The organism is Chitinibacter bivalviorum, from assembly GCF_013403565.1.
Taxonomy (GTDB): Bacteria; Pseudomonadota; Gammaproteobacteria; order Burkholderiales; family Chitinibacteraceae; genus Chitinibacter; species Chitinibacter bivalviorum.
Genome location: NZ_CP058627.1, coordinates 2,459,285 through 2,474,419 on the forward strand (window position 1 = coordinate 2,459,285; position 15,135 = coordinate 2,474,419).

At 52.6% G+C, this 15,135-nt stretch carries 12 protein-coding genes; 8 read left to right on the forward strand and 4 right to left on the reverse strand.

The annotated features are described in order from the left end of the window. The 3 genes from tatC to HQ393_RS11675 all read left to right on the forward strand — a co-directional run bounded on the left by tatC (position 1) and on the right by HQ393_RS11675 (position 3,538). Complete coding sequence (tatC, locus tag HQ393_RS11665) at positions 1-747, forward strand: twin-arginine translocase subunit TatC (RefSeq protein WP_179355341.1); 747 nt, start codon at positions 1-3, stop codon at positions 745-747. Between the two features lie 13 nt (positions 748-760). Continuing rightward, positions 761-2,563, forward strand: a complete 1,803-nt coding sequence (locus HQ393_RS11670; RefSeq protein ID WP_179355342.1) for a PglL family O-oligosaccharyltransferase — start codon at positions 761-763, stop codon at positions 2,561-2,563. Positions 2,564-2,626: 63 nt separating this feature from the next. Next, the gene (locus HQ393_RS11675; protein WP_179355343.1) at positions 2,627-3,538 is read left to right on the forward strand and encodes a pseudouridine synthase; all 912 of its coding nucleotides are present in this window, start codon (positions 2,627-2,629) and stop codon (positions 3,536-3,538) included. 278 nt (positions 3,539-3,816) lie between these two features. Here HQ393_RS11675 and HQ393_RS11680 read toward each other — a convergent pair whose 3' ends face one another. The 3 genes from HQ393_RS11680 to HQ393_RS11690 form a co-directional block, all read right to left on the reverse strand. Beyond that, on the reverse strand, positions 3,817-4,617 hold the full coding sequence (locus HQ393_RS11680) for a hypothetical protein (protein ID WP_179355344.1): 801 nt from the start codon (positions 4,615-4,617) through the stop codon (positions 3,817-3,819). A 102-nt stretch (positions 4,618-4,719) separates the two neighbouring features. Beyond that, positions 4,720-5,244 (reverse strand): hypothetical protein, encoded by a 525-nt coding sequence (locus HQ393_RS11685; RefSeq protein ID WP_218871140.1) that lies wholly within the window; start codon positions 5,242-5,244, stop codon positions 4,720-4,722. A gap of 129 nt (positions 5,245-5,373) precedes the next feature. Next, positions 5,374-6,288, reverse strand: a complete 915-nt coding sequence (locus tag HQ393_RS11690; protein WP_179355346.1) for a helix-turn-helix transcriptional regulator — start codon at positions 6,286-6,288, stop codon at positions 5,374-5,376. Positions 6,289-6,661: 373 nt separating this feature from the next. Here HQ393_RS11690 and HQ393_RS11695 point away from each other — a divergent pair, with 373 nt between their 5' ends. Genes HQ393_RS11695 through HQ393_RS11705 form a run of 3 tightly spaced genes read left to right on the forward strand, consistent with a single transcriptional unit; the run spans position 6,662 to position 12,163 of the window. Beyond that, the gene (locus tag HQ393_RS11695) at positions 6,662-9,628 is read left to right on the forward strand and encodes a beta-galactosidase (protein WP_179355347.1); all 2,967 of its coding nucleotides are present in this window, start codon (positions 6,662-6,664) and stop codon (positions 9,626-9,628) included. Then, positions 9,625-10,998, forward strand: coding sequence for a glycoside hydrolase family 125 protein (locus HQ393_RS11700; RefSeq protein WP_179355348.1), 1,374 nt, complete (start codon positions 9,625-9,627; stop codon positions 10,996-10,998). Before HQ393_RS11695 ends, HQ393_RS11700 begins: the two co-directional genes overlap by 4 nt. Continuing rightward, on the forward strand, positions 10,991-12,163 hold the full coding sequence (locus HQ393_RS11705; protein WP_179355349.1) for an AGE family epimerase/isomerase: 1,173 nt from the start codon (positions 10,991-10,993) through the stop codon (positions 12,161-12,163). The genes HQ393_RS11700 and HQ393_RS11705 overlap by 8 nt, the downstream gene beginning before the upstream one ends. A gap of 45 nt (positions 12,164-12,208) precedes the next feature. Here the strand turns inward: HQ393_RS11705 and HQ393_RS11710 are convergent, their stop codons facing one another. After that, the gene (locus HQ393_RS11710; RefSeq protein WP_179355350.1) at positions 12,209-13,111 is read right to left on the reverse strand and encodes a polysaccharide deacetylase family protein; all 903 of its coding nucleotides are present in this window, start codon (positions 13,109-13,111) and stop codon (positions 12,209-12,211) included. A 163-nt stretch (positions 13,112-13,274) separates the two neighbouring features. Between HQ393_RS11710 and HQ393_RS11715 the strand changes: the two genes are divergently transcribed. Both HQ393_RS11715 and HQ393_RS11720 read left to right on the forward strand, forming a co-directional pair. Further along, positions 13,275-14,159 (forward strand): carbohydrate ABC transporter permease, encoded by an 885-nt coding sequence (locus HQ393_RS11715; RefSeq protein ID WP_179355351.1) that lies wholly within the window; start codon positions 13,275-13,277, stop codon positions 14,157-14,159. After that, a complete protein-coding gene (locus HQ393_RS11720; protein ID WP_246307884.1) occupies positions 14,156-15,055 on the forward strand; it encodes a carbohydrate ABC transporter permease in 900 nt (299 codons plus the stop codon). Before HQ393_RS11715 ends, HQ393_RS11720 begins: the two co-directional genes overlap by 4 nt. The last annotated feature ends 80 nt before the right edge of the window (positions 15,056-15,135 follow it).

The following is a 15,135-nucleotide window of genomic DNA, read 5'->3' on the forward strand; positions in this document are numbered from 1 at the left end:
ATGAGTGATATCAGCGACAATCTGCAACCCTTGATTAGTCATTTGGTTGAATTACGCATCCGCCTTGTTCGCGGTGCTTTGGTTTTTATCGTTGGCTTTCTGATTGCCTTTGCTTTCTCGGCCAAATTGTATGACGTGCTCGTTGCACCGCTCGCCGCGGTCTTGCCCGGGCAAAAGCTCGTCACCATCGGCATTGCTTCACCGTTTCTGGTACAGGTCAAAATCGCCGCGATGGTCGCCTTCGTCGTGACCTTACCGCATACGCTGTATCAAATCTGGGCCTTTGTGGCGCCCGGCCTCTATACGCATGAGAAAAAGCTCATTCTGCCGCTTGTTGTTGCCTCAACCCTGCTGTTTTTACTCGGAATGGCGTTTGCCTACTTCCTTGTATTTGGCGTGGTATTCAAATTTATCGCCTCAGTGGTACCCGCCAGCATGCAATGGTTACCCGATTCGGGCGAATACCTCGACTTTGCCATGGGCATGTTTTTGGCCTTTGGTGTGACTTTTGAAGTCCCCATTGCCGTTATCGTGATGGTGCGCATGGGCTTTGTCACCATCGCCAAACTGCGCGAAATTCGCTCTTATGTCATTGTCGGCTCATTTGTCATCGCCGCCGTTGTGACGCCACCTGATGTATTATCTCAATGTCTATTAGCGATACCGCTTTGGCTGCTATACGAGGCAGGGGTATTGGTTGCGGCTTGGTTATACCAGCCGACCACTGCTCAGCCACAACAATCCTGATCCGAGTTTAATAATGCCCTTCAGCTCTTACCAACTTCGCCTCTACCAAGGCTTGCTCTTTTTACTGGCCGCCGTGCCGTGTGGCATCCCGTTTCGCTGGGACCCCAATCCGGTTTTCCCCTCTGAGCTCGCCGCTTTTTTCTTCTGCGTGCTAATCACGCTGGCTGGCGTGTTGGTGCCGAGCGAGCGCGGTGAAAAGAGCAATCCACCTTGGGTTAGTCTGATGTGGATTGCGTTTGCAGGCGTGATCGGCTTGCAAACACTGGTACTGAGCCATGGCTATAGCACCGAGCGGCTTTATCCGGTGATTTACGCGCTGGGAGCGGCAGGTGCGGCGTGGTCATTGGCGCGCGCAATCGCGGTGTATGGTGCTGAGCGACTATTGAATATGTTTGCCTGGGGCTTATTGGCCGGCGCGATTTTCAATTCGGGCTTGGCTGTGCCGCAAATTGTGCAGTTGATTCAAGACGGCCCACGTCTGATTTTTGGCAATATCGGCCAGAAAAACATGTACGGGCATTATCTGGCTTGGGGCTTGGCCAGCGCGGCGTATCTGGTTACGCAAAAAGATGAGCTGCCCAAGTGGATGTTTTGGATCGTAGCGACTTGGCTGGCGCTGTCATTGGCCTTCTGCGGTTCACGTTCGCCATTCCTTTATGCACTGGCTTGGTTGCCAGCGGGTTTATTCCTCTGGTGGCGCGGCGCAGAAACTTTGCGAGAGTTTGGTAAATCACTAACGATTGCTGCGGCCTTGATTATCTTGATGCAGTTCCTTGCGCCCGTGGTGAACGAGCTATTACAAGCCTTGCTCAAAGCCAAAAACGACGTGCCAACGGGGCTGGATCGTATTGATTCAAACGGCTCGCGCCGCTTGGTTGAATGGCAAAAAGCGTGGATTACCTTCCTCAATCATCCATGGCTGGGTATTGGTTGGGGCGCGTGGGGCTCGCAAAGTATCGCTTTGCAGGTGCGCCCCGAGTTTGCGATTTCATCCGAAAGCGTCTTGTTTACCCATGCGCATAACTCCATCCTCAATTTGATGGCTGAAACAGGCGTGATTGGCACCAGCATGATTGTGGCAGGTATTACTTATGCCTACAGCCAAGTGCTGCGCGCATGGCGCAATCCGGCCGTGATGTTTGCGGCGGCCTTGGGCGCGGTCTCCATTTTGCACAGTCTGGTTGAATATCCGCTGTGGTATTTCCACTTCCTCGGCCCCTTTGCCGTGATTCTGATCTTTATGCAGCAAGGTGCGCCGCGTCTGGCTTTCCCGGCATCGATTGCGCGGATGAGCTGGGCACTCTGGGGCGGTGTGGCACTGGGCTTATGTGTTCTCGGTGGTCAGCTTTATCTGAAGATTTATCCGATCATGGACCCTGCTGGCAATGAAAAGCTCAATGCCAGCCGCATCGCCACACTGGAATCGATGCGCAACAATCCGCTCATCGATTATTACGCCGAGCATGGTTTGAGCAATTACATTGTCGCCAGCCGTAGCGAAATGGATTGGAAACTGGCGATCTTGCGCAAACAAAATGCGCTGCGCCCCTATCCCGGCCAAATGACCGATCAAGCGGTATTAGAGGCCTTAAGTGGCAACCAAGCGATTGCGCATCAATTGATCCGCCAAGCGGCCTTTGCCTACCCAGAGAGCTTTGATTATTTCTATCAAACACTCGATAGCTTTAAAGAACCTGAAATCAAAGCGCTACTCAAAGACGTCGATGAAGCGCGCGAGTTTTTCAACGCCAAGCTCGATTTCAAAATTAAGCGTCCAGCCACGCATGACGCCAGTGAGCCCAAGGCCGAAAAATAAGCCTGACACACCGAGCAAAAGCCCCCATGTGGGGCTTTTGTTTTTACAGGTAAACTAAGCACGATGAAAAAAGCTGTTTCCCCCCTCCCCCCGATTGATGGCCTCGCTCCAAGCTGCGTCGCGCTGTGCCCCGGCCCTTGGGACACGATGTTGGCGTTTTTAGAAGAACGCTTCCCCTATCTGGAAGCCGGCTTGCTGCAAACCCGCCTCGCCGCGGGCGAAATCTATGACGATGCGGCGCAGCCCGTCGCCGCCGATGCGCCCTTCGTCGCGGGCGGCTATTTGTGGTACTACCGCGCCGTGCGGCAAGAAACGCGCGTACCGTTTGAGATCGACATTCTGTACCAAGACGAGCGCATTATCGTCGTCGATAAACCGCATTTTTTATCGACGATTCCCGCCGGGCGTTTTGTCAAAGAAACCGCCTTGGTGCGGCTGCGTGTCTTGCTCGGCATACAGGAAATCGCACCGATGCACCGGCTAGATCGCGAAACCGCCGGCGTTTTATTATTTTGCCTCGACCCAGCCAGCCGCAGCGCGTATCAGCAGCTATTTGAAAGTCGTGAAGTGCAAAAGCAATACGAAGCCATCGCCCCATACCGCGCCGAGCTGGATTTACCCCTCGTCCATCGCTCGCGACTAGAGCGTGCTTCTGGCGAGTTTTTTACCATGGCCGAAGTGGCGGGTGAGCCCAATAGCGAAACCAAAATCAGCCTGATCGAACGCCAAGGCGCATGGGCGCGTTACTTCCTTGAACCGCACACCGGCAAAAAGCATCAACTGCGCGCGCATTTAGCCGCGCTTGATATTCCGATCGTCAATGACCCATGGTATCCCGTTGTGCTCGACGAAAAAGGTGATGACTTTAGCAAGCCGCTGCAATTACTGGCGCGCGAGCTGCGCTTTATTGACCCATTTACGCAAGAAGCCCGCTGCTTTAGATCGCAACGTACGCTGCTCTGGCCCATAGAATAAAGCCGGCATGACGATCGGGTAATTTGTCACACGCCCGAAGTTAAATAGTACAAGGACATATCGGCGCCAGGACACTAGAATGTTTTACATGGAATACGCCTTGAACACGTATTTCATACGAGAGAGTTGGAGCCCGCTCAAGCGGGCTTTTTTTTGTTTGATGAACAACCTCCTACGACGCTAGATAGTAGTTCAGTGGAACAATTTAAGTAATGAGGCGCAATTGATTGGAGTCCGCTCCCACAGAAATTCAAAATTGGCCCACTGAACTACTTAGCTTAATTAAGGAATACCTCCCAAGAATTTTCAAAAGCAGCAAGCTGCTTTGGACTGACACCGGGCATCTTGGGATCATTTAATCCTGGATAAAATCTTTCAGGTGTATCGAGAAAAACATGCCCAGGAACAATGTAATATTGTGGTGAAATACCTGGCAAATTTAATATTACAAAAACGTATATGTGATTTCTCACTATTCTATCGGGAGAGATCAAAAACCAGTTTTTCTTCCTAAGCGACTTCACTTGAACATTGAAAGTCTTATTCGTACTTTGATTATAAGAAAATATATCGATTGATTTTGCATTACCAAATGTCAGTGAGGTCTGCATATCTCTCTTTAAAAGTTCTGCTGCAACAAAAAACTCTCCTGACAGCCCCGTAATTTGCCCGTCTACTTTGGTCTTCTTTGGCGCGGTCTTTATAGCATTTTCGACAGCAGGCGTAACAGCCCTGGCAAGCAACAGATTATTAATAACATCCATTACAATTTCTCTATCCTTAACAACATCGACACATTGGTATTGTTCAGGATCACGATTAACCCATGAATCAAGCACGGAGAATTCATTATTTAATTGTAATATTTGTAGCCGATAAATCAGAAATCCAGTCCAGCTTCGATGAAAGTTAAGCCATCCATCCGCGTAGTATATAAACCACTTCTCCTCCATTTCCTCTGGAATATAGCCTGCCTTGATTTTCAAAAATTCTTCACTTGTAAAGCTTGTTCGCAAATCAAGAGGAGCGACTAAATGTGGAGCTGGCAATGTTTGCCAAGTAATCTGAGTGGCTTCCATAATTATTACCAAGATTAAAATTAATTAGTCAACAAACGATTACACTCTATTGTAAAAACATAAAACTCACAAATAGAAACTCGCAAGATGGGATTGAATAGATCAGGCAAATTCCACAGAACCAATAGCTTTTGTGATCTGTGCCAAGGAAGAAAAATGAACATCTACATATGTCGCATCAAAATACTGCCCCTTAACAATAACACCAACCTCCTTCCAGCGTTCAATAGTTGAATCTTTAATTTTATTCTCATCTAGGAGGCCAACCCTAAATAAGTTAACCCCAGCCACACCAGCCAGCATATGCCTACCCTTTAAATAAAATCTAACCTCGGTCTTTAATATTGCAATTTCATCAACAAATGGACAATCCACCAATGCCGTAGCGATCTCAATCAACTTTGGATTCAAGACATTTCCATTATTATCACAGGCCACATCTGTAATATAATATCCATCCATTTTCTTGATTATCTTTGGCCTGTTAGACTTATCGTATTTTGCCAGTGCAATTTTTGCAGCCTCAAGTAAATCAATGCGCCCCTTAGAGTTAGCATTGCAAATTATATTTTCCAGCTCATGCTTGGTAAACTTATCTGACTTAATTTTTTCTAGAAAATCACTCATAACATCCTCAAATACGACAAAATATTTTTTTAAAAACATACAACGCAAATTCAAATAGTAACAGCGACCTATCTCAGATTTAGTGTTAAGAATGAGTAAACTTGATACAAGTTAGTGAATCTACCCACGTCAACACGCCCGCTGAATCGGCATCAGTAATTGCCCGATAATCTGGCCATCGATGCATTTACTCAGCTCAATATACGGTCGGCGGCCGTCGAAGACGTAGACTGATTGCTGCTCCAGCCAGTCTTCGTGCATCCAGCGCGACAGCGGCATTTCATTCACATACGGCAAGCAGGCATACAGCCCGCCGGCAATTTGGCCGCGAATAAAGTCGGGAAAATCACGCGAGACCAGCTCGCTGCGCGGGTCGATAATAAAGCCAAATTCGCATAAACGATGATCAACACGGATCAGGCCGCCGTCTTCGCGCTCCAGCCAGACACATTGCAACCCACCCAGACCGAGCTTTTCACCATCGGCAATCGTTTGATCGACTGCGGCGCCGATCTGCGCCCAGCCCAGCATCAGACGCCAGCTGCGGTACAAATATTGGCTAGTCGCTAATTCGCGCACTTGAATACGCTGCGCCACATCGATGCGAAACGGCTCGCGGCTGGCATACCAGGCATCGGCTTGCTGCATCAGCTCGGCATTGACCTGATTCGAGACTACCGCGGTGCTGTCCATATAGCTACGCCAAGCACCTTGCCGCCAATCGCGCGCCGAGTAGCCGAAGTATTGCTTGAACGTTTTGGCAAAGGCCGAATCCGATGAAAAACCGGTGGCGTGGGCGATTTGGGTAATGGCCGTTTTTTCATAGCGCACGCGCATACAGGCGCGCTGCAAACGGCGGCGGCGCAGATAGTCCATCGGCGTTTGCCCGACATGATCACCAAATACCCGATCAAAGTGATGCACCGAATAGCAGGCCTGCCGCGCCAATTCATCCAAGCGGATCGGCTCGGCCAAACGCATTTCTAGTCGATTAATCAGGCTATGAATTCGCCGCTCGGGTACACCATATTCGAAATTCGACATCTAACTGCCTTTCATTTCACTGAAGCTTTCATTACGAATTGGTAGTTTGCCACAAAATCAGTCTGCAATAGTACGAGGACAGCGGCATATCGCATCGCTACACTGATGTTGATGGAATACGCCTTGAACACGCATTTCATAGAGAGAGTTGGAGCCCGCGCAAGCGGGCTATTTTTTTGCCATTTTGTTCCCGTCACTATTCACACTTCAAAGCGCTTGTTGCGCGATCAAAGCTGAGCTTAAGCTAGCTCAATTGCAGTCAAATCAACAAGCCGCCGCACCAGATGTCTTCGTCATATTCTGGCTATACTCAAGCAGCCTATGACCCAGATCGCTCACCAAGCCACTGGTACAGCTAGCCCGAGGATAAACCATGAGTGTTTTTATTCTGAGTAGCGACCCACTCTTACCAGCGCAAGCCGCACTTCAAGCACAACAAGCCATTCCACTCGACCCCGCAAGCAAGACCCAACCATCGCCCCTTGCCCACGCCGGTGCGGGCGATGCGCTGATCTTGGCCGATTGCCCTCGTGATTTCTGGCCGCAAGTGCTGGCCTTTTTGCAACGGGGTGGCGGCTTGGTATCGCTGGGGCGCTTTCCGCTGGCGGGTGATGATGCGCTGTTTCGCGATCTGAATATTCATGAAGCCCTCGCAGTCGATTGCGCTACCGCGCAAGTCATCAATACAAGCCATGAGTATCCGAATCAATACCAATACAGCAAATCATTTCCAGCCAATACCCCCACTTGTGGCTTGATATTGATGCCAACCAAGCACAAAGATTGCGCCAATGAATCAGGCTCTAGCGGCCCGATGGATGCGCGAATTTATCCGCTACTGACCGCCAATGACGCGCAAGATCGCGCAATCGCCGCGCCGGTGGTGCTGATTGAAAATCATCGCGGCGCTTTTGCCGGTGGCCGTTGGGTCTTGGCCAATATTGACCCGACGCCAGCATTTTGGGCGCAAGGTGGTGCGGCCGCTTTACTCGATTGGGCGCAACTGAGCGCGCGTGGCGCGACCGAAATCACAATCAAACCCGACTTTGCCTGCTATTACCCCGGCGAAGCGGCGAGCATCACCTTGCAAATGGAGGCCTTGCGCGCCAGCGCGATCAGCGAATGGAAAGCGCAATTGAGCGTGCGGCTCAATGATCAGCTCGTTCACCAAGCCGCATTGACCTTGCATACCGGCCAACACGGCCCGATTTTCCAGCGCTTCACGCTACCGTTTGCGATTGCAGCAGGCTGCTATCACATTGAATGTCAGCTCACCTCGGCTGAAGGCGAAGTGCGGCAGATTTCGCAAGGCTTTTGGGGCTATGACGCAGACTTGCTCAATAGTGGCGCACCGCTTGAATGTGGCCGCGATTATTTCTCGCGCGCCGGCAAGCCGGTACCGATTGTTGGCATGACGTATATGGCCAGCGATGTGCATCGCAAATTCTTGCAATTGCCCAATGTCGCCGTTTGGGACGCCGATATGGCCGAATTCGCGCGCATGGGCATCAACTATGTGCGCACCGGCATTTGGACGGCATGGCGGCAAGTGATGTTTGCCGACGGCCATGCGCAGGAAAGCGCGATCCGTGCGATCACGGCATTTTTCCTCACCGCCAAACGGCATGAGCTGGAAACCTGCTTTACCTTTTTTGCGTTTACGCCCGAAAGCTGGGAAGGCAGCAATCCCTACCTCGACCCACGCGCGATTGCCGCGCAGAAACGCTTTATCGCCGCCATCGTCAGCCGCCACAATGCGGCTAGCCATGTGCATTGGGATTTGATCAACGAGCCGTCGATGTTTGACCCGCAGCGCGTTTTCCTTGGGCCACGCACGCTGCGCGACCCATTTGAAATCGCGGCATTCCAAAATTGGCTGCAAGCCAAAGAACCTGATCTGAACGTCTGGCGCGCGCGCTGGCATGTCAGCCCTGCCGATTTGCCCGATTGGTCGGCCGTGCGGCCGCCCGAGCCAACGGATGTCGGCCTCAATACCACCGAGATCAGCGCCAAACAGCACGGCATCTGGCTCGATTACACGCTATTTACGCAAGATATGCACACGCAATGGGCGGCAGACCTCGCCGAGACTATCCGCCAGATTGCGCCGCAACGCCTCGTCACTGTCGGCCAAGACGAAGCGCTGGGTATGCAGCGCCCCTCGCCATTCTTTTTTGCCCCAGCAGTCGATTACACCAATGTGCATAGCTGGTGGCTCAACGATGATTTGGCTTGGGATACGATTTTCAGCAAAACGGCGAGCAAACCGAGCTTGGTGCAAGAAACCGGCATCATGCATGTGGAAGCGCCCAATGGCCGCAGCAAACGCTCGGAAGCTGAGCTCTCTCGCCTGTTGGAGCGCAAATACGCCTACGGCTTTATCAACGGTGGCGCGGGTGCGGTGCAGTGGATTTGGAATATCAATTACCACATGGACAACATCAACGAGTCGCATATCGGCGCCTGCCGCGCCGATGGCACGCGCAAACCCGAAGCGCAGATCAGCGATGACTTTGGCGCTTTCTTCAAAATCATCGCGCCGCTGATGCTGGAGCGCGAGCTGGAAGACATCGCCGTCGTTTATCCATTTAGCAATGATTACAGCAACCGCCGCTTTGCAATGGAAGCCACGCAAAGACTGGTGCGCGTATTGCAATACGAGCTCAAAGTGCCTGTGCGCGCGATCAGCGAATATGATCTGGCCGCGCTTGATGCTGCGCCCGCCAAACTGGTGCTCGTCCCCAGCCCACATGCGCTGTGCGGCGCGGCGCGCGAATGGTTGGGCAAAACGGCGATGCCGGTGCTGTTTACAGGCCCTTGCGATCTGGACGAGCACTGGAACAGCACGACACCGCTGTTTAGCGAAACCGATACGCAAAACTTGCAACGCGAGGCGAGCATCAGCATCGCCGGTACTCGCTACCGCGCCAGCTTTGGCGGCGAGAAAATCGCACGGCTGTATCAGGGCAATCGCAGTGGGCAAATTCATCGCCACGAGAAAAAACTGTGGTGCCCGCTGCCGCTGGAAATGAACGATCGCACCGAGCCACTGGCCGCGCTCTATCGCGAAGCGATGCATCTGGCCGAGATCACGCCACCGATAGAATGGCTATCTGGCGAACAAGCTGGGGTATTCATCCAGAAGCTCAGTTTTAATGAGGCTTCGCTGTGGATACTGGTCAGCGAATCGGCTAATGATGAAGTCTGCGAATTTATCGACAATCACAACGGCCAGCGTTATCGCCTGACTTTACCGAGCGAGCGCGCCGTGCTGTTTGCCTGCAATGCCGCCGGCCAACTCATCGCCAGCCTGCGTGACCACGAGGTACAAGCACTATGAACACCGCAGCAAACCCAAACCAGCGCCCGGCGGAGCGAAAATTTAGCAGCGCCGCCGTTGAAGCCGAACTCCAGCGCGTCGCGGCGCTGATTACCGAACCCGAGCTGCGTCAGCTCTTTATCAACTGCTACCCCAATACGCTCGATACGACGGTTCAATACCGTGAAATCGACGGCATACCCGATAGCTTTGTGATTACCGGCGATATTCATGCATTGTGGCTGCGCGATAGCGCCGCGCAGGTCTGGCCGTATTTGCCACTGGTACAACAAGACGCAGCGCTAGGCAAAATGATCGCCGGCTTAGTGCGTCGCCACGCGCAATGCATCCTGATCGACCCCTACGCCAATGCGTTTAACGATGGCGCGGCGGAGAGTGAATGGCAATCAGATCATACCGACATGAAGCCCGAGTTGCACGAGCGCAAATGGGAACTCGATTCGCTGTGCTACGCGATTCGCCTCGCGCATGGCTACTGGAGTGCGAGCAAGGACAGCGCGCCGTTTGACCCGCCGTTTGACCCACCATTTGACGAGGCCTGGCTGGCGGCCATGAAGCTGGCGGTGGCGACGATGCGCGAGCAGCAACGCAAAACCGATCGCGGCCCGTATCGCTTTACGCGCACCACCGCGTGGCAATCGGATACGCTGCCTTGCGGCGGCTGGGGCAATCCGCTCAAGCCTGTAGGGCTGATCGCGTCGATGTTCCGCCCGTCAGACGATGCCTGCGTTTACCCTTTCCTTGTACCGAGCAATTTCTTTGCCGTGGCAAGCCTGCGCCAATTGGCGCAGATGGTGACCGCGCTATTTAACGAAGCCGAATTTGCCGCCGAGTGCACCGCCTTTGCCGACGAAGTCGCCGCCGCACTTGAGCAATACGCCGTGGTGCAGCACCCGAAATACGGTGCAATCTATGCCTTTGAAGTCGATGGCTACGGCAATGCGCTGATGATGGATGACGCAAATATTCCTAGCCTGCTTGCCCTGCCGTATCTGGATGAAAGCCTTATTGGTAATGATGTTTACGCCAATACCCGCCGCTTTGTACTGTCAGAAGATAACCCGTGGTTTTTCAAAACCGCGCAATTTGAAGGCAACGGCAGCCCGCATACGCTCGCGCCGATGATCTGGCCGATGTCGATTATCATGCGCGCACTGACCAGCGACGATGATGCCGAGATTGCCAAGTGCCTGACGATGCTGCAGCACAGCCATGCGGGCACTTACTTTATGCACGAGTCGTTTGATGTACACAATCCGGCTAACTTCACGCGGTCGTGGTTTGCGTGGACCAATACTTTATTCGGCGAGCTGATCGTCCATCTGGCGAACACTCGATCTCATTTATTGCAAGGGGCAGCTCATGCTTGATTTCCGTACCCGCTCATTTTTGCTCGATCATATTCGCCATACTTTATCGTTTTACGACCCGCGCTCGGTCGATCCAAACGGCGGCTTTTATCATTATTACCTTGATGACGGCACGATTTACGACGCCAAAACGCGGCATTTAGTCTCGTCGACGCGCTTTGTTTTCAATAATGCGATGGCATGGCTGCAATTTGGCGAGCCGCAATATCAAGAACGCGTGCGCCACGGCATCGCCTTTATTCGCGACGTACACCGCAATGCCGACACGGGTGGCTACGCTTGGGTGGTGCGCGACGGGCAAGCCGTTGACGCGACCAATCAATGCTATGGGCTAGCGTTTGTGATGCTGGCCTACGCCTGCGCGCTGCGCTGCGGCGTGGAGGAGGCGCGTGGCTTGTTGGCTGAAACTTATGATCTGATGGAGCAACGCTTCTGGTTGCCTGAGCATGGTGTATATGCCAGCGAAGCAAGCGCTGATTGGCACCTAGACCCATACCGTGGTCAAAATGACAATATGCACGGCTGCGAAGCGATGCTGGCGGCGTTTGAAGCCACGGGGGACAAGCGCTATTTGCAACGCGCGCAGTTGCTTGCGCACAACTTCACTCAGCGCCAAGCGGCGCTCACCGGCGGGCAAGTCTGGGAGCATTTCCGTACCGACTGGACGCCTGATCTGGAATACAACAAAGGCGATCGCAGCAATATTTTCCGCCCTTGGGGCTTTCAGACTGGCCATCAAACCGAATGGGCGAAACTGCTGCTGATTCTCGATCGGCACGACCCGCAACCGTGGCATTTGCAACGCGCACGCGAGCTATTTGACGCGGCGATGGCATCGGGCTGGGATGCGCAACATGGCGGGCTGATTTATGGCTACGATCTGGCTGGTGCGCCATACGACGAAGACAAATATTTCTGGGTGCAAGCCGAATCATTTGCCGCCGCCGCACTGCTGGCCGAGCGCACCGGCGAGGAAAAATACTGGCAGTGGTACGACAAAATTTGGGCTTATAGCTGGGAATATTTTGTCGATCACCAATATGGCGCGTGGTTCCGCATTCTGAGCCCTGCCAATCAAAAAATCGATAATGAAAAATCACCCGCAGGTAAAACCGATTACCACACGATGGGCGCGTGTTATGAAGTGCTCAATGTGCTGAAATAGGCCGACTTCGCCTTCGCCCTGCGCTCTAGGGCGAAGGCGGCTCCGCTAGAAATTCAAACTCTCGACACTGGCCGCTTTGACGGCGGGCTCTTTAGTCGGCAGGTATTTCTGCTTCATCCCCAACAGCTGATCGACCGTCACAATCTGATAGCCGCTCGCTTTCAGCCACGGAATAATCGCATCGACCGCGGCAACGGTCTTGCCGCGTTTCCCACCGCCGTCGTGCATCAGAATAATGGCCTCTTCGTGCATATAATCCTGCATCGCGCGCTCGATATTGTGTTTGCCAAATAGCATGCGGTTGCGATTCCAGTCTTGGGTATCGAGCGACCATTGAATCACTTTCATCCCCTTGCTTTGCATCAGTTGCACCTGCTTATCGCTGATATGACCATAGGGCGGGCGCATCAGCGCGGGCTGTACGCCGAGTACATTCTGGAAAATATCCTGCGTGCGCCCCACTTGCTCATCCCAGACATATTCGACGGGCGATTCAGCGCCGTCGAGCGAATACAGATCGGGGTGATCAAAGGTGTGATTGGCGATCGTATGCCCTGCGGCAAAAGCGCGCTTGGCTGGATCGCGGAACATATTGACGTTTTTACCCTGCCAGAAAAACGTCGCCTTCACTTGGTGCTTGGCCAGCACATCGAGTAAAGCCTTGGTATCGGGCGATGGGCCATCGTCAAAAGTCAGCGCCACCATGCGCCGCGAGGTGGGGCCAGACAAAATTACCTCGCTGGGAAAGCGTAGCGCCTGCGCTTCCATCATTTCTTTGGGCAATTGATCCCAATGCTCGATCACCGGAGTCAGTAAAACCTGTTTGGCTTTGACCGTATTGGCGGCGATTACATTAGTTTGCGGCAACGGTGCGCGCGGCCACCATTCAACTGCCAGCCAACCAGCCGCAACCACGCTCAGCCCCAGTATCAGATAGGTCTTTTTCATCTTGTTCTCTGCATCTACGCCTTGATGCAGCCACTATATCGCTGTTGCTGACGTTTAATTTGCCGAAAATTGCTGTTTTAGCGCTGCTGCTGAACAACTTAGCAATATTCGACAAGTTTTTAATTGGCAAAAATTGATAATGGGCGTCAGGAGGAAAATAGATATGGCAATGCCTGGTATCAAACAACATCAAATCTGGCTGTTTATCGCACCATTTTTTGTCGTCTTTGCCGTATTCACGGTCTGGCCGCTGATTTTTAACGCATGGCTGGCGTTTCATGATTATTTTTTTCGCGGCGGTCATACGCTGTGGAATGGCTTTGCTAACTTTGTCGCGCTGGCCGACGATGATCAGTATTTCCACCCCGCGGTGAAAAACACGCTGCTGTTTCTCGTCGTGGTACCGATTATTCAAGTCGTTTCATTGGGCTTGGCGCTGCTGGTCTCGCCCAAGCGATTAGGCGCTTTTCGCGCCATGCTGTATTTGCCGGTGATTTTGGCCGTTTCAATTGCGGGTGTCGTTTGGCGACAAGTACTGCATGCGGAAGGGATGCTCAATCAAATGCTGGCATCCATCACGGGGCTACCGCTACTCGATATGCCACCCTGGCTCGATAGCCCCAGCACCGCGATGTATGGCGTACTGCTGTTTTTCTGCTGGAAACACATCGGTTACTACATGGTGCTGTATCTGGCTGGGCTGCAAATGGTACCCAAGCAATTACTCGAAGCGGCGATGCTCGACGGCGCCGGCGTTTGGATGCGGATACGGCATGTGATTTTGCCTGCGATTCAGCCGGTGATTTTGCTGTGCACCTTGCTCACGACGATTGCGGCGCTGAAAGCCTTTCAAGAAGTCATGGTACTGACCGGTGGCGAGAGCGACACGATTACGGTGCAGATGTATGTCTACGGTGCCGCAATGTATAGCCAGAATTTTGGGCTTGGTGCTGCGGCGGCGTTTTTAATGTCGATTTTCTGCCTCGCGCTGGCGTGGGTGCAATGGCAGCTTTTTGGTGAAACGGGCTTATTGCGGGGACGAAAATGAGCGAACTTCAACTCACAAAACATCTCAATCCAATGATGGCTTTCAAGCCGATGAAATATCTCAAGCCAATGAAAGCGCTTAATCCCTTCCACATCCTTCACGGTGGAGCGCTCGTATTATTTACGATTTTTGCGATCTTTCCGATTGTCTGGACAATCTCGGTCGCGTTCTCGGCCGACTCATCAACGATGTGGCTATTTCCCCGTGCATTCTGGCCCAATCAGCTCAGTCTGGATTGGTTTGGCCGCGTCTGGCAAGAAATCCCCATCGCGCGCTATTTTATCAATTCGCTAGGTATATCCATCAGCACCACAATTATTGTTATCTTGCTAGCTATACCCTGCGGCTACGCTTTTGCAATGCATGATTTTCGTGGCAAAAATGCGCTACTGGCGCTGCTGGTGATTACGTTGATGGTGCCCAGTGAAGTGGCGTTCATCCCCAACTTTCTCACCATCAACCGGCTCGGTCTGCTCGATAGCTATACCAGCGCGATCTTGCCCAATATCGCCAGCGCTTTTGGCGTGTTAATGATGAAGCAGGCATTTCAGGATTTGCCGCGCGAAACGCTTGATGCGGCGCGGGTCGATGGCGCGAGTGAAATGCAATTACTGTGGCGCATTGCCTTGCCGCAAACGATGCCGATGGTTGCAACGCTGACGGTATTTAGCTTTGTATTGGCGTGGAATGATTACTTCTGGCCGTCAGTCGTACTGAAAAGCCGCGAGAAAATGCCGCTAGCGGTCGGCATGTTTAACGATCTAACCGGCCCATTTGCCACCTCGACCAGCATGGTGCTGGCCGCAGTGACGATTGCGCTCGTGCCGATCTTGATTCTGTTTGTCGCCACGCAGCGGCACTTTTTATCCGATGGGATGCAAGACAGTACGACTTAGAGTCGTGTTCACGATCTAGCGAGCTGGGGCGAGGCAAAAACGACAGAGGAAGCGGAGTGTGCACAGTGTCAATGAGCATT